This window comes from Polynucleobacter sp. MG-28-Ekke-A2 (assembly GCF_035012985.1).
Lineage (GTDB): Bacteria > Pseudomonadota > Gammaproteobacteria > Burkholderiales > Burkholderiaceae > Polynucleobacter.
Window position 1 is genome coordinate 40,307 of sequence record NZ_JAYGQU010000002.1, and the last position, 17,073, is coordinate 57,379.

Genomic DNA, 17,073 nt, shown 5'->3' on the forward strand with positions numbered 1-17,073 from the left:
CAATAACTAAGTTTTTACTGGAATCGTTTCATGGATAAATTACGAATGGTTGGCGGCACTCCTCTCAATGGAGAGGTAGTCATTGCTGGCGCTAAAAATGCCGCATTGCCCATTCTGTGCGCTTGTCTATTGACTGATCAACCAGTTGTATTGCGCAATGTTCCTGATTTGCAAGATGTGCGTACTATGCTCAAGCTTTTGCAAGAGATTGGTGTAATGGTTGATTTCCCAAGTGCTGGTGATCGTAGTCACATGGTGTTGAATGCAGCGGTTATTAAAAGTTCAGAAGCGACTTATGAGATGGTGAAAACTATGCGCGCCTCCATCTTGGTACTTGGCCCACTTTTGGCCAGAATGCATAGCGCAAAGGTTTCATTGCCGGGTGGTTGCGCAATTGGCGCACGTCCAGTAGATCAGCACATCAAAGGCTTGAAGGCGATGGGCGCGAGTATCAAGATTAAGAGTGGCTACATTCAGGCTGAAACCAAGCCACAGTCAGATCGCCTAAAGGGCGCCTCCATCTTGACTGACATGATTACCGTAACCGGTACTGAGAATTTGTTAATGGCTGCCACTTTGGCATCGGGTACAACCATCTTAGAAAATGCTGCACGCGAGCCTGAGGTTGGTGACTTGGCTGAATTGTTGGTCAAGATGGGTGCGAAGATTTCAGGCATTGGTAGTGATCGTCTCGTGATTGAAGGGGTAGAGAAACTTCACGGCGCTGAGCACTCGGTTATTCCGGATCGCATTGAAGCGGGCACATTCTTATGTGCAGTTGCTGCCACTGGTGGGGAAATTACAGTCAAGCACTGCCGCCCAGATACTTTGGATGCCGTGATTGTTAAGTTAAAAGAGGCCGGCCTACAAATGGAGATTGGCCCTGACTGGATTAAGGCTTCCATGCAGGGTCGTCCTAAAGCAGTCAACTTCCGTACTTCTGAATACCCCGCTTTCCCGACAGATATGCAAGCGCAGCTCATGACAGTCAATGCAATCGCATCGGGCAGCTCAACGATTACAGAAACGATTTTTGAAAACCGCTTTATGCACGTTCAAGAACTCAATCGTTTGGGTGCGGACATTGCTATTGAAGGCAATACTGCTATTGCGCAGGGAGTAGAGAAGCTCTCCGGTGCGATTGTGATGGCTACGGATTTACGGGCCTCAGCTAGTTTGGTGATTGCTGGATTGGCTGCCCAGGGCGAAACCCAAGTAGACCGGATTTACCACTTAGATCGTGGCTATGACCGCATGGAGCAAAAGTTAACCCTCTTGGGCGCCAATATTGAGCGCGTTAAGTAAGGCTGATGGATAATTAGTCCATGAAATTGACTTTAGCCCTCTCCAAAGGGCGCATATTCGAAGAAACCGCAGAGATCTTGTCCAAGGTCGGCATAGTGCCGCTGGAGGATCCTGAGAAGTCACGCAAACTCATTATTGAGACCTCTAATCCAGATGTTCGTCTCATTATTGTTCGCGCCTCAGACGTGCCTACTTACGTGCAATTTGGCGGCGCTGATTTTGGAGTCGCTGGTTTGGATGTATTGATGGAAAAAGGGAGCGATGGTTTGTACGTTCCTTACGACTTGGATATTGCCAAGTGCAGGATGTCTGTCGCGGTCCGCGAAGGATTTGATTACGCTGCCGCAGTAAAACAAGGCTCTCGTTTAAAAGTTGCTACGAAGTATGTCAATTGCGCGCGTGAACACTTTGCCAATAAAGGTGTGCATATCGATACGATTCAACTGTATGGCTCAATGGAGCTCGCTCCTTTGGTGGGCTTGGCAGATGCGATTGTGGATCTGGTGTCCACCGGTAATACGCTCAAAGCGAACGGCTTAGTGGAAGTTGAGCCAATTGCCGATATCAGCGCTCGCCTAGTGGTCAATCAAGCTTCATACAAACGCAAGCGTGCGCAGCTACAACCTATTTTTGAGCTACTGAAGTAATAGTAGTCAGATCGAGAAGTCTTTTCCCTATGTCTTCAAACATTAACGTAAAACGCCTCAATAGCAAGGATATAGGCTTCAGAGAAATTCTGTTGTCGAGCTTGTCTTTGCCGTCTGCTGATGATGAGGCGATAGATGCTGCAGTAGTGAAGATTTTGGCAGCAGTTAAAGACAAGGGTGATGAAGCGGTTCTAGGCTTTACAAAACAGTTTGATCGCTTGAATGTGGCCAGCGTTTCTGATTTAGAGATTCCTCGCAAAGATTTAGAGCTGGCTTATCAGTCTTTATCTGCTGAACAAAAAAATGCTCTTGATATTGCTGCGCAAAGAGTGCGTGCTTATCACGAGAAGCAAAAGATTGAAGCGGGTTGCCACTCTTGGGAGTACGAAGAGAAGGATGGAACACGTCTCGGTCAAAAAGTAACTCCACTTGATCGTGTTGGCATTTATGTGCCGGGTGGCAAAGCATCTTATCCATCATCCGTGCTGATGAATGCTATTCCTGCAAAAGTAGCGGGTGTTGCCGAGGTGATTATGGTGGTGCCCACCCCTGATGGTGCGCGCAATCCTTTAGTTTTGGCCGCAGCTTATCTTGCTGGTGTAGATCGCGTCTTTATGATCGGTGGTGCTCAGGCAGTTGGCGCTTTAGCCTACGGCACTAAAACTATTCCGTCGGTTGATAAGATTGTTGGACCTGGCAATGCCTATGTGGCTGCAGCCAAGCGCAGAGTCTTTGGTACTGTTGGCATCGATATGATCGCTGGCCCATCAGAAATCTTGATTCTTTGTGATGGATCTACTCCTCCGGATTGGGTTGCAATGGATCTGTTTTCTCAGGCTGAGCATGATGAGCAGGCTCAATCGATCCTGCTCTGTCCAGATGCTCAATATATTGAGCAAGTGCAAGCAAGCATCAACAAGCTCCTCCCAGAAATGCCTAGAGCAAAAGTGATTGAAGCTTCGCTCACAAATCGCGCTTTGTTAATTCAGGTAAACGATATGTCTGAAGCCTGTGAGATTGCTAATGCGATTGCTGCTGAGCACTTAGAGATTTGCGCTGCTGATCCACGTCAGTGGGCTGACCTAATTCGTCATGCGGGCGCCATCTTTATGGGTAGCTACACCAGCGAATCCTTGGGCGATTATTGCGCCGGCCCTAATCACGTTTTACCGACTGCACGCACGGCACGCTTTTCTTCACCATTGGGTGTGTATGACTTTATCAAGCGTTCGAGCATGATTGAAGTAAGCGAAGCTGGAGCTCAAACCTTGGGTGCTGTTGCAAGTACGCTAGCTCACGGTGAGGGCTTACAAGCCCATGCACGTGCAGCTGAGATGCGCTTAAAGAAGTAAGCGTGTAATAAACCTGCGCTGACTTCTTAAAAATTTAATTCAGAATTTCTTTTAAAGCGGCAACAAGTTCATTACTTTGTTCGTCTGTGCCAATCGTAATGCGCAAGAACTCTTCGATGCGTGGTGATTTGAAGTGACGCACGATGATGCCGCGATCCCGCAAGGCTTGATATAGCTTAGCTCCAGCATGCTGGGGATGTCGCGTGAAAATAAAGTTTGCAGTCGAAGGCAGGGTTGCAAATCCCAAAGCATCGAGTTGCTCAATTAACGTTGTACGAGTTTGAATCACCTTAGCTGAGCTTGCTTCCAGATGTGCTTGATCTTCAATAGCTGCAATCGCACCAGCTTGAGCAAGGCGTCCCAAGGGGTAGGAGTTAAAACTATTTTTTACTCGTTCCAAGCCCTCAATCAAAGCTGGATGGCCAACGGCAAAGCCGACGCGCAGACCAGCCAGAGCTCGGGATTTAGAGAGCGTGTGAACTACTAACAAATTTTCTGGACAGTCGGCGCCACGCAACAGTGGAATGCAAGATTCAGTTCCGTAATCGACGTAGGCTTCATCAATAACAAGTACTGAATCTTTGTTGCGCAAGACTAGTGCTTCAATTTCTGAGCGGGGAATCGATCTACCAGTTGGCGCATTGGGGTTAGGGAAAATAATTCCGCCGTTAGGAGATTGGTAGTCAGCAGTTTTAATCTCAAAATTTTCGTCCAAGGGAACTATTTGGGCATTAATTCCAAAAAGTTTGCAGTAGACGGGATAGAAGCTATAGGTAATATCTGGAAAATGCACGGGTTTACTTTGCTTGAGTAAACCAGCAAAGACGTGCGCCAACACTTCATCAGAGCCATTGCCTACAAAGACTTGATTTGCATCTAAGCCATGTAATTTAGCGATAGCTTGTTTTAGGGCTGCGCCTTCCGGATCGGGATAGAGGCGTAAATCGGCAGTATTTTGACCTTCAATAGCAGCAAGTGCTTTGGGCGATGGGCCATAGGGACTCTCGTTGGTATTGAGTTTTACCAGCCGCTGCATTTGCGGTTGTTCCCCTGGAACATAGGGGGTTAGGGTTTGAACAACGGGGCTCCAAAAACGGCTCATGAGGGTTCTCAGGTCAAAAATCGGGATAAAAGTGCAGCAATATCGATATTTAAATCTCTTCTAGGAATGATATTATGAGGCTTCAATCAACACTTCGCCTCGCGGCGCAATGAAGCATGCGGCAAGCCGACGTCACCCGAAACACTTCGGAAACCAAAATTCAGATTTCCATCAATTTAGATGGAACCGGTAAGGCTGAGCTAGCCTCCGGAGTCCCTTTTCTTGACCACATGCTCGATCAGATTGCGCGTCACGGCATGATTGACCTCAAAGTGGTTGCAAATGGCGACACCCATATTGATGATCACCACACCGTTGAAGATGTGGGAATCACGCTAGGTCAGGCTTTTGCCAAGGCAGTGGGCGATAAAGCGGGTATTACTCGTTACGGTCATTCCTATGTGCCTCTTGATGAGACCCTTTCTCGCGTAGTGATTGATTTCTCTGGTCGCCCAGGTTTGGAATTCAATGTTCCATTTACCCGTGCACGCGTAGGTGATTTTGACGTGGATCTCAGCATTGAGTTCTTCCGTGGTTTTGTGAACCACGCTGGAGTCACTTTGCACATCGATAATCTGCGCGGTATTAATGCGCATCACCAAATTGAAACTGTGTTCAAGGCTTTTGGTCGCGCTTTGCGTATGGCCTTGGCGGTTGATCCACGTGCTTCAGGCGCCATTCCTTCAACTAAAGGAAGTCTGTAATCTAGACTCCCCACGGTTGCTCAGAAGACAACAGTAGACAACAGGTAAATTTTGGCGCAAACCATTGCGATCGTCGACTATGGAATGGGTAATCTCCGTTCCGTATATCAAGCATTTCATCATGTTGCACCTGATGACAATGTATTGATTGCTCATCAGCCAGAAGAGATTCATTCTGCAGATCGCGTCGTTTTGCCTGGTCAAGGCGCCATGCCAGATTGCATGAAGCATCTAGAGGAATCTGGATTGTTAGATGCCTTACTGGAAGCTTCTAAAAGCAAGCCGCTTTTAGGAGTCTGCGTAGGCGAGCAAATGCTGTTTGATAGAAGTGCAGAGGTGCGCGCTACCGAGCAATGGACTCCTTGTTTAGGTTTGATTCCCGGGGAAGTGCGTCGTTTTGAGCTGGTTGGTCAAAAGCAGCCAGATGGCTCCTCCTATAAAGTCCCTCATATGGGCTGGAACCAAGTGCGCCAAGACCGAAAACACCCGCTTTGGGATGGCATACCTGATTTAACGAGCTTCTATTTTGTGCATAGCTACTATGTTGTGCCGCAGCGTAATGAAGATACAGCCGGTTCTACTGAATATGGCGATTGGTTTACTTCTGCGGTGGCGCGAGATAATATTTTTGCAACTCAATTTCATCCAGAAAAAAGTGCAGAATACGGTTTAAAGCTTTATAAAAATTTTGTTTCTTGGCAACCTTAATATTCCTAACCATTTGCTATGCTGCTGATTCCCGCAATTGATCTTAAAGACGGCCACTGTGTTCGACTCGAACAGGGTGATATGGATAAAGCTACAGTGTTTTCAGAAGACCCTGGCGCAATGGCGGCGCATTGGATTAGCAAAGGCGCTCGACGCTTACATTTAGTGGATCTCAACGGCGCATTTGCCGGCAAGCTCAAAAATGAGGCCGCGATTAAATCGATTCTCAAAGCGGTTGGCAACGAAATCCCTGTGCAACTTGGTGGTGGTATTCGTGATCTTGAAACGATTGAACGTTTATTAGATGACGGTATTAGCACTGTCATCATTGGTACCGCAGCAGTGAAGAATCCCGGCTTTGTACAAGATGCCTGCACAGCATTTCCAGGCCATGTGATGGTTGGTTTAGATGCGCGCGATGGCAAAGTAGCGACTGATGGTTGGAGCAAGATTACCGGTCATGAAGTGATTGATCTTGCCAAGAAGTTTGAAGATTGGGGCGTAGAAGCCATTATCTATACCGATATTGGTCGGGATGGCATGCTCAAGGGCGTCAACATTGAAGCCACAATCAAACTGGCTCAAGCCATTCGTATTCCGGTAATTGCCAGTGGTGGACTATCAAATAATCAAGATATTGATGCGCTGTGCAAGGCGGAAGAAGAAGGCGTCATGGGCGTGATTGCTGGCCGCTCTATTTACGCGGGCGACCTTGATCTTGCGGCCGCTCAAAAATATGCTGATGAGTTAACCCTCAAGTACGCAAAGAAAATTATCTAGTGTTAACGAAGCGAATTATTCCTTGTTTGGATGTCACTGCAGGGCGCGTTGTTAAGGGTGTTAACTTTGTTGGCCTCAGAGATGCGGGCGATCCCGTCGAAATTGCAAAACGGTATGACACACAGGGCGCTGATGAGCTGACGTTTTTAGATATCACCGCTACTTCTGATGGACGCGATCTGATTTTGCACATCATTGAGGATGTGGCATCACAAGTTTTTATTCCGCTTACTGTTGGCGGCGGTGTGCGTGCAGTGGCTGATGTGCGTCGCTTACTGAATGCCGGCGCAGATAAAGTGAGCATGAATTCTTCTGCGGTAGCTAACCCCGATTTAGTTTCCGATGCAGCCGCTTATTACGGTTCTCAATGTATTGTGGTGGCGATTGATGCCAAGCAAACTGAAGCTGGCAATTGGGAAGTGTTTACCCATGGCGGTAGAACTGCGACTGGAATGGATGTAGTCACATGGGCTACTGAAGTGGCTAAACGTGGTGCAGGCGAGATTCTCTTAACAAGCATGAACCGCGATGGCAGTAAGGATGGCTTTGACTTGGCTTTAACTGCTGCAGTAAGTGATGCGGTTTCTGTTCCCGTGATTGCCTCTGGCGGTGTTGGTAATTTGCAGCATTTAGTCGATGGCATTACTAAGGGTCATGCAGATGCAGTATTGGCCGCTAGTATTTTTCACTATGGTGATTACACCGTTGGGCAGGCAAAAGAATATATGGCAGCCCAAGGAATTCCGGTTCGGATTTAATCGGTGTTCTTAAGCGCTAATCGCCATATGCGCGATAAAGGCGGAGCGGTTTTCACCAGCAGATTTGGCCTTAGCATCTAATCTTGCTAGAACCCTTTTTGGTAAAGAAATATTTACTCTTTCGATATCGTCCGACAGTAATGCTGGGTCAATTTCAGCAATTGCCCAGATATATCCTTTGAACTCTTTCTTCTTTTGAAGATCGGTAATAGAACTGGGCTTTGGGATATCTTCGCCCGCGTCTAATGCGGCCTCAATCCAAAGCTCAATCGCTTCTTTGGCATTCTCAATAGCCTCATCAATTCCGCTGTCAGCAGCAGAAAAACAACCTGGCATATCGGGAATAATTACACCCCAGGCTAAGTTATCTCCACCCGGTTTAATAGCAATTGGATATTTCATCATAGCCCTTCTGTTGACATACGAATTTTAATTTATACACACAGTACACACAAATGAGAGAAGTGTCCATGAAATAGTGGGGTCTTTTTGGCAGGCCCTAGAAACTCGTTATTTGCTTGGCGCAAAACAATTCTGTCAAAATTGGACAAATGTCAGATACGAATAAAAACTCACAAGACCAGGCCTTATTAGAGGCAGTGACTTGGAATGATCAGGGCCTAGTACCCGTTATTGCACAAGAAGTGGGTAGTGGCGATGTATTAATGATGGCCTGGATGAATCGCGATGCCCTTTTGGAAACTATTCGCTTGGGTGAGGCTGTCTACTGGACTCGTTCCAGACAAAAACTGTGGCACAAGGGCGAAGAGTCTGGCCATACCCAGAAAGTAAAAGAAATTCGTCTGGATTGTGATGGGGATACGATTTTGCTGATGGTTGAGCAAAAAGACGGGATTGCTTGCCATACGGGTGAGCATAGCTGCTTCTTTAGGGAGTGGGATTCTGTAAGCTCAAATTGGCAAAAGATCAGTAAAAACTGACCCAAATAAATATTTATGGTCTGTATTTCCACTTTATAGTCGTTTAGAATGGTATATACTTTGATATATACCAAGGGGCTAGGATGATGGGTCTAACAGCAAAAATCTTTATGAATGGGCGTAGTCAAGCAATAAGATTGCCTGCAGCCTTTCGTTTTGAGGAAAAAGAAGTATTTATTCGGCGTGATCCCAGTACTGGCGACTTAATTCTGTCCAGAAGGCCCGAAAACTGGGATAGCTTTTTCGTGGCGCTTGCAAGCGCGGATGTTCCTTTGGATTTCTTAAGTCCCGAAGATCGAAATCAAGGTTCGCAAGATCGAGATCCTTTTGCTGGAGTCAATGAGTGATGAGATATATGCTCGATACCAATACCATCAGCAGTCTCATTAAGAAAAACCCAGTAGTAAGCAGAAAAATCGCCAGTGTTCCTATGGAAAGACTATGCTTGTCAGTGATATCTGAAGGTGAAATTCTCTACGGGTTGGCAAAAAAGCCCCATGCTAAGAATCTTCATTTAGCGGTGCAAGAGTTTTTGAAGCGAGTCGATGTTATGGTTTGGGATACTAATGTGGCTAAGCATTATGGTGTTTTGAGGGCGGAGCTAGAGGGTGGCGGCAATGTATTGGGCTCTCTCGATATGCAAATTGCAGCACATGCTTCTCAGCTCGGGGCAATTTTAGTAACGAATGACCAAGCTTTTAAAAGGATTCAGAAGCTAAAGGTAGAGGATTGGACTGTATAGTCTGCAAAACTTATTCATGGACAAAATATTGAATTCAGACAAAAAAATCGAATCTGGTTTAACCCATTTAGCCGATGTAGTTGATCAACGTCGTGATGCGTTTAAGGCCGGCCAAGCAGATCCTAAAACCTCGTATACCGCTTTACTCTTTTCAAAGGGTGATGATGGGATCTTGAAAAAGATTGGTGAAGAAGCGACTGAGGCCGTTATGGCCGCAAAAGATGCGCGTAATTCTAATTTGGCGGCTGATCAGCAAAAGCTCTTAGTCGGCGAAATGGCTGATTTGTGGTTTCACTGCTTGATTGCTTTGTCTCAATTTAACCTGCGCCCGGAAGATGTTATTGCCGAGCTTGATCGTCGCCTGGGAACATCCGGTATCGAAGAGAAGGCAGCTAGAAAAGCTACTGGTAAAGAGTAAGCACGGATAAATACGAGAAAAAGCATGTCACACGATCCTAATTGCCTGTTTTGTAAGATTTCTCAAGGTTTAATTCCCTCTCAGAAGGTCTATGAGGACGAGGAAATCTATGCTTTTAAAGATATCAACCCGGCAGCGCCAGTCCATTTTTTGATGATTCCTAAAAAGCATATCCCCATGCTGGAGTCAGCAGAAAGCGTAGATGCTCCTTTGCTGGGTAAAATGATGGAATTAGCACCGCGTCTTGCCAAAGAGCAAGGCTGTCGTCCTGGTAAGGATGGTGGCTTTAGGTTGATGGTGAACAATGGTGCGGATGGTGGGCAGGAGGTTTATCACTTGCACTTACATGTGATGGGCGGTCCCCGCCCCTGGAAAAAATAATCCAAGGAGATTAAAAATGGGTTCATTTAGCATTTGGCATTGGTTAATTGTTTTGGTGATCGTGATGTTGGTGTTCGGTACCAAAAAATTGCGCAATATCGGCCAAGATTTGGGCGGCGCTGTAAAAGGCTTTAAAGATGGCATGAAATCTGCTGAAGAGCCTAAAGAACAAATTCAACAAAGTACTGCAACAGCAGACAAGACTGTTGATGTGCAAGCTAAAGACGTAAACAAATAACTAACTAATAGCTGAAGCGCACTTGAAACTCATGCTGCATTTAAATAACTGCGTTACATGATTGATCTCGGAGTTTCAAAACTTGCGCTGATTGCTGTAGTTGCTCTGGTGGTGGTTGGACCAGAGCGCCTGCCTAAAGTAGCTCGCATGGCTGGTAATTTGTTTGGCCGTGCACAGCGCTATATGGCGGACGTCAAGTCTGAAGTGAGTCGTCAGATGGAGGTGGAGGAATTTAAAAAGTTTCGAGAAGAAACTGTTGCCACTCTCAAAGAGGTTGAAAACAGTATCGGCTCTACGGTTCAAGAGGCTAGCGCTAACTTAAGCGATCAAGCAGATATTTTTGAAACGAGCTTTGATAAGCCGCCCTTAGATGAAAAAGAAGTGCTTCGTAAAACTAAGCGCCAAGGCCGCAACAGCTGGGGTGTGCGTCGAGCTGCAAGGCCGCTTTGGTTTAAGCGTTCCGCTGGCATTCGTACTCGAGTGCAATCTGGCGCTGCTAGGATGAAGCGCTTTCATCACAGTGCTGGCAAATAAAAATAATAGTAAAAAGTAAAATAATAAAAACACTTACGCATGACTGAAAACAATTCAACTGAAGATTCGGGATTACAAGAAACCTTTCTTTCCCACTTATTTGAATTACGTGATCGCGTAATTAAAGCAGCGCTCGCAATTATTGTTGTCTTCGTATGTCTAGTCTACTGGGCGCCAGATATTTTCCATTTGTTTGCACAGCCTTTATTGGAGGCTCTGCCTGCCGGTGGCAAGATGATTGTGACGGACGTCACAGGTTCATTCTTTGTGCCGATGAAGGTCACCATGCTAGTCGCATTCATCATCGCTCTACCAGTGGTGATGTATCAACTTTGGGCATTCATTGCGCCTGGTTTGTATTTGCATGAAAGAAAACTCATTCTGCCTTTGGTCGTGAGTAGCTATACCTTGTTCATTGCTGGTATGGCGTTTGCTTACTTTTTAGTATTTCCAACGGTATTTAAGTTCATGGCTAGCTATAACGCACCCTTGGGTGCTGAGATGTCGACCGACATTGATAACTATTTAAGTTTTGCCATGACAACCTTCTTGGCATTTGGTATTACTTTTGAAGTGCCTGTTGTGGTGGTTGTCTTGGTGCGCATGGGTATGGTGCCCCTGGCTAAACTGAAAGAAATTCGCCCTTACGTGATTGTGGGAGCTTTTGTGATTTCAGCTGTAGTGACACCACCCGATGTACTTTCTCAATTATTGCTAGCCGTACCCATGACCTTGCTCTATGAAATAGGGCTATTGGTTGCGCGCTTTTACGTGCCAAAACCCTCCGATGAGGATACCGAAACTGATCAATCAACTTCTGCGTCGACCTGATTCTTGGAGAAAGTCGTTGTAAGCCAGTTGGTAACGCGATCAAAGCGATAGCGTCTTTGGCGTAAATTGCCCTCCAGATCCATCTCCGAGCCAGCAAAGGCTTTGCCAGCCGCCAAGAGGGCGCGACGTTGTTGAATCGTTTCAATCTGAATCAATCTAGGCAAGATCTTTGGTAATTCCCAGCGAATATCTACCACCACACAATGCTCGTGCTGTAGCTGCCCTACCTCGCTCAATAACAATTCTGCTTTACTAAAATTAAATTGGTTAGCAATGATGATGCGATGGCAAAGCAATAACCAATCTTCATCCACCTTATGTTCGGCATGGTGATTAATCGCCACTTCAGCGCATTGAGCTAATTCATACCATTCATTTTCTTTAGGGTTAGGGCAGCTTTCCAAAATCTTGCTGAGCAACTCTTTAGCTTCTGCCACGCCTTGCTGGTGGGCTTGCCATACCCAATAGGAGGCTTGCAGACCGCGTACCTTCTCTTCGCTCTTTTCACGCTTGCGCCACAAATTGGCGCCTTTACGAAGTTGTGCTTGTGGATGACCAAGATCGGCGGCACGATCAATACAGCGATCACTCTCTGCGGCGTTGTAACCAGAAAACTGCGGGCGACGATAAATTTCGCCGAGTGCATACCAGGCATCTCGATCGCCATCCTTGGCAGCAAGCTCTAACCAATAGGCAGCTTTTTTTAGTGAGGCATTGGATTTTGTTTCTGCCACCTCAACCCGTTCGTCGAGTTGTGCGAGGCGTAAGCCCAGAGTAAGTTTCGCAACTGTCAAACCAAGCTCAGCAGCTTGAATTAATGCATCGTCATTTTGATCATCAAGCCATACCTTCCAGAGGGAGGAGAGAGCTTCATTCTTAGGTTGCAATTTAATCAGCAACTCTTTTGCGTTGTTTGCGAAAAGAGATTCCCCATCTGCAAGATCCTGTAAATATTGTTTAGCAATCTTTTGAATGCCGGCAACATCCAAAGAAGATAATTTTTCTAGAGTTGATGATGAATTCTTTTTGAGCCAATCTGCCAGTTGCGATTGGACACTCTGATTGGCAGGATTAATTAATAGGTTAACAAGCTGCCATTTAGCAGCAAGATTGGCATCAGAGGCCTTTTCAGCTTCAGCTAACTTCCAAAAAGAGTCCCAGCCAAACCCAAAGGCAGGTGAGCTAAAGGTTTCAGCAAGCGGAATGTTGGCAATCTGGCTTAAAAGATCAAGAATTTCAGCATCACCTGAGCTTTTATTTTCAAGTGATTGATTTGTAATGGAAAAATAGGATTTTTCCAACCAAATGAGGGCGTTGGCAGGCTGAATGGGGGTTTTAAAAGCGCCCGTTAAATATGCGGAAGCCAGTTTTTGTTGTGCAGAAACGTCACCCAATCGTGCTGAACTGAGGATTTTTAAGAATTCGCGGCTTGCCATGTGACAATTTTGTCATCTAAGGCCCATAAAAGACAGAAAACAAAGGTCTTGTTGCCGAGATACAACGAAGAAAGCCAAAAAACTACCTTTTGACAAGCAAAAAGATCTCCTAAATACCCTGACCTCCAGTCTGGTGAGGCAAAAGAAGCAAAATTCGTAGGTCCCAGTTTTATTTGGGCATTACTTTTAATTTTTGGAGATTTAAAGAATGAAAAAATCGCTATTAGCACTCGCAGCATTGTCAGCTATTGCTGGCGCTGCTCAAGCTCAGTCCAGCGTAACCGTATACGGTATCTTGGACGTTGGTTACATTGGTACTAACGCACGTGTATCAAACTCATCAAACGTTAACAACGGTGGTCAGGCTAAGACTACTACTAACCAATTTGGTTCTTCTGCTGAGCAAACATCACGTATTGGCTTCAAAGGCACAGAAGATTTAGGTAACGGTTCACAGGCTTTCTTCACCGCTGAATTCCAACTATACCCAAATGATCAACAGTTGAACGGCACTACTACTGTAAGCGGCACAAAAGCAAACAACGTAGACGCAAACTCTGGTGGTTTATTAAACCGTCAAACATTTGTTGGTTTGCATAAGAATGGTATTGGCCAATTCGCTGTTGGTACTCAGTACACCCCAATGTTTAATGCTTTGGCAGCTACTGATCCTGGCCAAACCAACAATATGGCTGGTAGCGTAATTTATCCTGCCAACTCTTCAGGTAATAGCAATGATGGCGCCAACAGCAATGCATTGACTGTTCGCACATCTAACACTTTGTCTTTGAAGTCTGATAAATTTGCTGGCTTCACAGGTAGCGCTGTTTATGTTTTGAATAACAAAAATGCATCACAAGTTGACTCTACTACTGGCGTAGCAACTGCTGGTGGCAATACTAATGCTAGCGGTTGGGGCTTAGGTGCTGATTACACATTCAGCAAGTTCTATGCAACTGCTGCGTATCAGTCATTCAAGCAATTGACAACAGTTGGTAACGTAACTCCATTCACAACTGGCGCAACTGGCAATACTCCTGCTGCTTGGACTCAAGCTCAGGGTAACGGTGCTACAACTGTAAGTGGTGGTGCATTCAACTCAACTGATAACCAGTTTTATGTTGCAGGTACGTATGACTTTGGCATCTTGAAGGCTTTCGCTAACTATACAAACCGTAAAGTAACTTCTAGTGCATCTACTAACTACTACCTCAAGCGTCAAGCTGAGCAGATTGGTGTTCGTAGCTACATTACTCCAACAATCGAAGGTTGGGCTTCTGCTGGTTTAGGTCGTTACACAGCATTTGGTCAAAATACACCAACAGCTAACTTCAACGCATGGCAGTTGGGATCTAACTACTACCTTAGCAAGCGTACAAACTTGTATGCTATCTATGGTCAGTCTTTGACATCTAACTCTGCTGCTGCCGGTGTAACTACTAGCGGTGGTTACAGCAACTATGCAGTTGGTGTGCGTCACACTTTCTAATTTGATGCTAGCGTAAGCTAGTTGAAGATTGGTCTAGTATTAGATAACCCACTGTGGCAACACAGTGGGTTTTTCTTTTGCTGTTATTGGGATTTGAATGAAAAAACAAATCATAAATCAAGCAATATCAATTCATTTCATAAAAACTGTAAGTAGATGCACTTAGATCAAGCATTTTTTATAGATTAAAGGTGAAAAGTCTGCTAAAAAGTGGATAGATCAACGGCACGTGCATCCTAAAATGAAAATGCGCTAATAGATGAAATTCATCAGCAACAAAAATAAAGGTTAAAAATGTTGAAAAGAATAAATAACGGTTCACTTTTCTCTAAGTCCGCACCATTTGTACTGTTTGCTTCACTAGTTTTTGCATCTAGTGCACATGCTGGTAGCCAAACTATGGATAAAATGAAATCATCCGGTGCTGTCACCATGGGGGTTCGCGAATCCTCTATACCAATGTCCTATACCACTGGCGATAGCCGTTTTGACGGCTACCACGTCGAAATTTGCCGGATGATTTTGGCTGACATTAAAGATAAGCTTGGAATGAGCACGCTGCGTATTAATTATCAGCCTGTTACCTCCCAAAATCGTGTGCCCTTGGTTCAAAACGGCACCGTAGATATTGAGTGCGGCACAACAACCAATAATGTAAACCGTGCAAAAGATGTTGGCTTTGCAAATACGCTTTACGTGGAAGAGGTTCGCATTGCCGTGAAGGCAAATTCGGGAATTAAATCTATTGCTGACTTAAACGGTAAAAAAGTGGCAACCACTACCGGCACTACCTCTGTGCAACTTTTGCGCAAAAATGAAAAAGCGACTGGCGTTAATTTTGATGAAGTATTTGGAAAAGACCATGCCGATAGTTTCTTATTGCTGGAGTCTGGACGCGCCGACGCATTTGTCATGGATGGATCTATTTTGGCTGGAAATATTGCCAACTCTAAGAATCCAAAAGATTACAAAATTGTTGGTGAAGTTTTGAGTACTGAGCCAATTGCCATCATGGTTTCTAAAAATGATCCTGAGTTCAAGGCCGCTGTAAACGCAGCTATTGCGAAGATTGTTGCGAATGGCAAAATGCCTGGATTGTGGAATAAGTGGTTCTTGTCGCCAATTCCGCCAAAAAATATCGTAGTTGGTCTTGAGCTATCTCCAGCAACTAAAAATGCTTGGGCTAATTTGAATGACAAACCTGCAGAAGACTACAACAAGAAGTAATCAATAAAAATAAGTTTCTACTATGTCATTAGATTTAGGTGTCTTCTGTAAAAGCACCTTAGATGGAGAGGTGGTTGATCACTGCTTCTCCTCATTGTTTGGGCTTGGGCAAAATGCTGACCCAAGTTACTTAGACTGGCTTTTCAAGGCCTGGGGTTGGACCTTAGCGGTTGCGATCTTAGGCCTTGCTATTGCATTGGTCTTAGGTGCGGTGATGGGAACATTTCGCACGCTGCCACAGACTAGCACTTTAAACAAATGGTTGGTGCGATTTTCAACAGCATGGGTTGAGCTCTTTAGAAACATCCCTATTCTCGTGCAGGTATTTCTTTGGTACCACGTGATTCCTGCTTTTGTCTTACCTTTAAAGGCTTTGCCTTCTTATTGGTTAGTCAGTATTGCGCTAGGCTTTTTTACCTCTGCGCGTATTGCTGAGCAAGTGAGGGCGGGGATTCAGGCGCTACCAAGCGGTCAGGGTATGGCGGCGACTGCTTTAGGTCTGACGACCGCGCAAAGCTATCGCTATGTCATTTTGCCGATGGCATTGCGTATTGTTATTCCTCCACTCACTTCCGAGAGCATGAATCTGATTAAGAATTCATCCGTGGCGTTTGCAGTTTCAGTTCCTGAGCTCACCTTATTTGCAATGCAAGCTCAAGAGGAAACATCGCATGGTGTAGAGATCTATTTAGCGGTAACATTTTTGTATGCTTTATCTGCATTTGCTGTAAATCGTGTGATGGCATTGATTGAAAAAAGAACTCGTATACCTGGCTTCATTGTGGCCTCTAGCGACGCGGGGGCTCACTAAATGTTTAGTCTGGATCTAAGTTTTTATAACTGGGAACTGTTTACTAATTACATTCTGAAGGGCTTGCTCTTTAGTGTGCAGTTAACAGTACTTGCCACTATTGGCGGAATAATATTTGGCACATTTTTAGCGCTGATGCGTTTATCTGGGAAGCCATCATTGGTATATCCAGCTACTTTTTACGTCAATACCATGCGCTCAATTCCATTGGTGATGGTTATCCTCTGGTTCTTCCTTTTAATACCAATGCTGATTGGTAAACCCATTGGTGCTGACTTATCCGCCACCATTACCTTCATTGCATTTGAGGCTGCCTTTTTTTCGGAGATTGTGAGGGCTGGAATTCAGTCAGTTCCAAAGGGGCAGGCATATGCAGCGGAAGCCTTAGGAATGACTTACGGGCAAAACATGCGCTTTATTATTCTTCCACAAGCCTTTAGAAACATGATTCCCGTCTTTATGACGCAAACCATTGTTTTATTTCAAGATACATCCTTGGTTTATGCAATTGGTGCTTATGATTTACTCAAGGGCTTTGAGATTGCAGGTAAAAATTATGGCCGTCCAATAGAGACTTACCTCTTGGCTGCTTTTACGTATTTCCTCATTTGTTTCTCGCTGTCTAAGGTGGTACGCAAGATTCATGCCAAAGTCGCCATCATTCGTTAA

Annotated in this window: 22 protein-coding genes; 19 read left to right on the forward strand and 3 right to left on the reverse strand. The window is 45.2% G+C overall.

The window, feature by feature from the left end; genetic code table 11:
• Nucleotides 1–30: 30 nt before the first annotated feature.
• The 3 genes from murA to hisD are packed head-to-tail and all read left to right on the forward strand — an operon-like array spanning nucleotide 31 to nucleotide 3,304.
• Nucleotides 31–1,305 carry a UDP-N-acetylglucosamine 1-carboxyvinyltransferase gene (murA, locus tag VC188_RS01925; RefSeq protein WP_323482844.1) on the forward strand — a complete coding sequence of 425 codons (1,275 nt, stop codon included), beginning with the start codon at nucleotides 31–33 and terminating at the stop codon, nucleotides 1,303–1,305.
• A 20-nt stretch (nucleotides 1,306–1,325) separates the two neighbouring features.
• Entirely contained in the window at nucleotides 1,326–1,952 is a 627-nt protein-coding gene (gene hisG, locus VC188_RS01930; protein WP_072582096.1) for an ATP phosphoribosyltransferase, read from the forward strand.
• A gap of 29 nt (nucleotides 1,953–1,981) precedes the next feature.
• Nucleotides 1,982–3,304: a histidinol dehydrogenase gene (gene hisD / locus VC188_RS01935; RefSeq protein WP_323482845.1), complete on the forward strand. Its 1,323-nt coding sequence runs from the start codon at nucleotides 1,982–1,984 to the stop codon at nucleotides 3,302–3,304.
• A 34-nt stretch (nucleotides 3,305–3,338) separates the two neighbouring features.
• Here the strand turns inward: hisD and hisC are convergent, their stop codons facing one another.
• Entirely contained in the window at nucleotides 3,339–4,406 is a 1,068-nt protein-coding gene (hisC, locus tag VC188_RS01940) for a histidinol-phosphate transaminase (protein ID WP_323482846.1), read from the reverse strand.
• Nucleotides 4,407–4,522: 116 nt separating this feature from the next.
• On the opposite strand from hisC, the gene hisB reads away from it, so the two are divergent.
• From hisB to hisF, 4 genes are read left to right on the forward strand one after another with little or no spacing between them, the layout of a single operon-like run.
• Nucleotides 4,523–5,110 (forward strand): imidazoleglycerol-phosphate dehydratase HisB, encoded by a 588-nt coding sequence (gene hisB / locus VC188_RS01945; protein WP_215321305.1) that lies wholly within the window; start codon nucleotides 4,523–4,525, stop codon nucleotides 5,108–5,110.
• A 51-nt stretch (nucleotides 5,111–5,161) separates the two neighbouring features.
• Nucleotides 5,162–5,818: an imidazole glycerol phosphate synthase subunit HisH gene (gene hisH, locus VC188_RS01950; protein WP_216190695.1), complete on the forward strand. Its 657-nt coding sequence runs from the start codon at nucleotides 5,162–5,164 to the stop codon at nucleotides 5,816–5,818.
• Between the two features lie 18 nt (nucleotides 5,819–5,836).
• Nucleotides 5,837–6,598 (forward strand): 1-(5-phosphoribosyl)-5-[(5-phosphoribosylamino)methylideneamino]imidazole-4-carboxamide isomerase, encoded by a 762-nt coding sequence (hisA, locus tag VC188_RS01955; protein ID WP_215362478.1) that lies wholly within the window; start codon nucleotides 5,837–5,839, stop codon nucleotides 6,596–6,598.
• A complete protein-coding gene (gene hisF, locus VC188_RS01960) occupies nucleotides 6,598–7,356 on the forward strand; it encodes an imidazole glycerol phosphate synthase subunit HisF (protein WP_215358862.1) in 759 nt (252 codons plus the stop codon). The genes hisA and hisF overlap by 1 nt, the downstream gene beginning before the upstream one ends.
• Before the next feature lie 9 nt (nucleotides 7,357–7,365).
• Here hisF and VC188_RS01965 read toward each other — a convergent pair whose 3' ends face one another.
• Nucleotides 7,366–7,758 (reverse strand): type II toxin-antitoxin system HicB family antitoxin, encoded by a 393-nt coding sequence (locus VC188_RS01965; RefSeq protein WP_323482979.1) that lies wholly within the window; start codon nucleotides 7,756–7,758, stop codon nucleotides 7,366–7,368.
• 149 nt (nucleotides 7,759–7,907) lie between these two features.
• Here VC188_RS01965 and hisI point away from each other — a divergent pair, with 149 nt between their 5' ends.
• From hisI to tatC, 8 genes are all read left to right on the forward strand, one after another.
• The gene (gene hisI, locus VC188_RS01970) at nucleotides 7,908–8,297 is read left to right on the forward strand and encodes a phosphoribosyl-AMP cyclohydrolase (RefSeq protein ID WP_323482847.1); all 390 of its coding nucleotides are present in this window, start codon (nucleotides 7,908–7,910) and stop codon (nucleotides 8,295–8,297) included.
• 86 nt (nucleotides 8,298–8,383) lie between these two features.
• Nucleotides 8,384–8,644: a type II toxin-antitoxin system VapB family antitoxin gene (locus tag VC188_RS01975; RefSeq protein ID WP_323482980.1), complete on the forward strand. Its 261-nt coding sequence runs from the start codon at nucleotides 8,384–8,386 to the stop codon at nucleotides 8,642–8,644.
• An 8-nt stretch (nucleotides 8,645–8,652) separates the two neighbouring features.
• On the forward strand, nucleotides 8,653–9,039 hold the full coding sequence (locus VC188_RS01980) for a type II toxin-antitoxin system VapC family toxin (RefSeq protein WP_323482848.1): 387 nt from the start codon (nucleotides 8,653–8,655) through the stop codon (nucleotides 9,037–9,039).
• A 28-nt stretch (nucleotides 9,040–9,067) separates the two neighbouring features.
• Complete coding sequence (locus VC188_RS01985; protein ID WP_323482849.1) at nucleotides 9,068–9,457, forward strand: phosphoribosyl-ATP diphosphatase; 390 nt, start codon at nucleotides 9,068–9,070, stop codon at nucleotides 9,455–9,457.
• Nucleotides 9,458–9,481: 24 nt separating this feature from the next.
• Nucleotides 9,482–9,838: a histidine triad nucleotide-binding protein gene (locus tag VC188_RS01990; protein WP_215321313.1), complete on the forward strand. Its 357-nt coding sequence runs from the start codon at nucleotides 9,482–9,484 to the stop codon at nucleotides 9,836–9,838.
• 16 nt (nucleotides 9,839–9,854) lie between these two features.
• Nucleotides 9,855–10,076, forward strand: a complete 222-nt coding sequence (gene tatA / locus VC188_RS01995; protein WP_215321314.1) for a Sec-independent protein translocase subunit TatA — start codon at nucleotides 9,855–9,857, stop codon at nucleotides 10,074–10,076.
• A 57-nt stretch (nucleotides 10,077–10,133) separates the two neighbouring features.
• Nucleotides 10,134–10,610, forward strand: a complete 477-nt coding sequence (gene tatB / locus VC188_RS02000; RefSeq protein ID WP_216154326.1) for a Sec-independent protein translocase protein TatB — start codon at nucleotides 10,134–10,136, stop codon at nucleotides 10,608–10,610.
• A 39-nt stretch (nucleotides 10,611–10,649) separates the two neighbouring features.
• A complete protein-coding gene (gene tatC, locus VC188_RS02005; RefSeq protein ID WP_323482850.1) occupies nucleotides 10,650–11,441 on the forward strand; it encodes a twin-arginine translocase subunit TatC in 792 nt (263 codons plus the stop codon).
• Here tatC and VC188_RS02010 read toward each other — a convergent pair.
• Nucleotides 11,417–12,877, reverse strand: a complete 1,461-nt coding sequence (locus VC188_RS02010; protein WP_323482851.1) for a sel1 repeat family protein — start codon at nucleotides 12,875–12,877, stop codon at nucleotides 11,417–11,419. The two genes, tatC and VC188_RS02010, sit on opposite strands and share 25 nt — an antisense overlap.
• A 208-nt stretch (nucleotides 12,878–13,085) precedes the next feature.
• Here VC188_RS02010 and VC188_RS02015 point away from each other — a divergent pair, with 208 nt between their 5' ends.
• From VC188_RS02015 to VC188_RS02030, 4 genes are all read left to right on the forward strand, one after another.
• Nucleotides 13,086–14,366, forward strand: a complete 1,281-nt coding sequence (locus VC188_RS02015; RefSeq protein WP_323482852.1) for a porin — start codon at nucleotides 13,086–13,088, stop codon at nucleotides 14,364–14,366.
• Nucleotides 14,367–14,660: 294 nt separating this feature from the next.
• Nucleotides 14,661–15,593: an amino acid ABC transporter substrate-binding protein gene (locus VC188_RS02020; RefSeq protein WP_323482853.1), complete on the forward strand. Its 933-nt coding sequence runs from the start codon at nucleotides 14,661–14,663 to the stop codon at nucleotides 15,591–15,593.
• 22 nt (nucleotides 15,594–15,615) lie between these two features.
• Entirely contained in the window at nucleotides 15,616–16,404 is a 789-nt protein-coding gene (locus tag VC188_RS02025; protein ID WP_323482854.1) for an amino acid ABC transporter permease, read from the forward strand.
• Complete coding sequence (locus VC188_RS02030) at nucleotides 16,405–17,073, forward strand: amino acid ABC transporter permease (protein ID WP_216190701.1); 669 nt, start codon at nucleotides 16,405–16,407, stop codon at nucleotides 17,071–17,073.

Bases quoted from the DNA above. Each gene is read 5' to 3' on its own strand.
- murA (WP_323482844.1), top strand. From the start codon at position 31: ATGGATAAATTACGAATGGTTGGCGGCACTCCTCTCAATGGAGAGGTA.
- hisG (WP_072582096.1), top strand. From the start codon at position 1,326: ATGAAATTGACTTTAGCCCTCTCCAAAGGGCGCATATTCGAAGAAACC.
- hisD (WP_323482845.1), top strand. From the start codon at position 1,982: ATGTCTTCAAACATTAACGTAAAACGCCTCAATAGCAAGGATATAGGC.
- hisC (WP_323482846.1), bottom strand. From the start codon at position 4,406: ATGAGCCGTTTTTGGAGCCCCGTTGTTCAAACCCTAACCCCCTATGTT.
- hisB (WP_215321305.1), top strand. From the start codon at position 4,523: ATGCGGCAAGCCGACGTCACCCGAAACACTTCGGAAACCAAAATTCAG.
- hisA (WP_215362478.1), top strand. From the start codon at position 5,837: ATGCTGCTGATTCCCGCAATTGATCTTAAAGACGGCCACTGTGTTCGA.
- VC188_RS01965 (WP_323482979.1), bottom strand. From the start codon at position 7,758: ATGAAATATCCAATTGCTATTAAACCGGGTGGAGATAACTTAGCCTGG.
- hisI (WP_323482847.1), top strand. From the start codon at position 7,908: ATGTCAGATACGAATAAAAACTCACAAGACCAGGCCTTATTAGAGGCA.
- VC188_RS01975 (WP_323482980.1), top strand. From the start codon at position 8,384: ATGGGTCTAACAGCAAAAATCTTTATGAATGGGCGTAGTCAAGCAATA.
- VC188_RS01980 (WP_323482848.1), top strand. From the start codon at position 8,653: ATGCTCGATACCAATACCATCAGCAGTCTCATTAAGAAAAACCCAGTA.
- VC188_RS01990 (WP_215321313.1), top strand. From the start codon at position 9,482: ATGTCACACGATCCTAATTGCCTGTTTTGTAAGATTTCTCAAGGTTTA.
- tatA (WP_215321314.1), top strand. From the start codon at position 9,855: ATGGGTTCATTTAGCATTTGGCATTGGTTAATTGTTTTGGTGATCGTG.
- tatB (WP_216154326.1), top strand. From the start codon at position 10,134: ATGATTGATCTCGGAGTTTCAAAACTTGCGCTGATTGCTGTAGTTGCT.
- tatC (WP_323482850.1), top strand. From the start codon at position 10,650: ATGACTGAAAACAATTCAACTGAAGATTCGGGATTACAAGAAACCTTT.
- VC188_RS02010 (WP_323482851.1), bottom strand. From the start codon at position 12,877: ATGGCAAGCCGCGAATTCTTAAAAATCCTCAGTTCAGCACGATTGGGT.
- VC188_RS02015 (WP_323482852.1), top strand. From the start codon at position 13,086: ATGAAAAAATCGCTATTAGCACTCGCAGCATTGTCAGCTATTGCTGGC.
- VC188_RS02020 (WP_323482853.1), top strand. From the start codon at position 14,661: ATGTTGAAAAGAATAAATAACGGTTCACTTTTCTCTAAGTCCGCACCA.
- VC188_RS02025 (WP_323482854.1), top strand. From the start codon at position 15,616: ATGTCATTAGATTTAGGTGTCTTCTGTAAAAGCACCTTAGATGGAGAG.
- VC188_RS02030 (WP_216190701.1), top strand. From the start codon at position 16,405: ATGTTTAGTCTGGATCTAAGTTTTTATAACTGGGAACTGTTTACTAAT.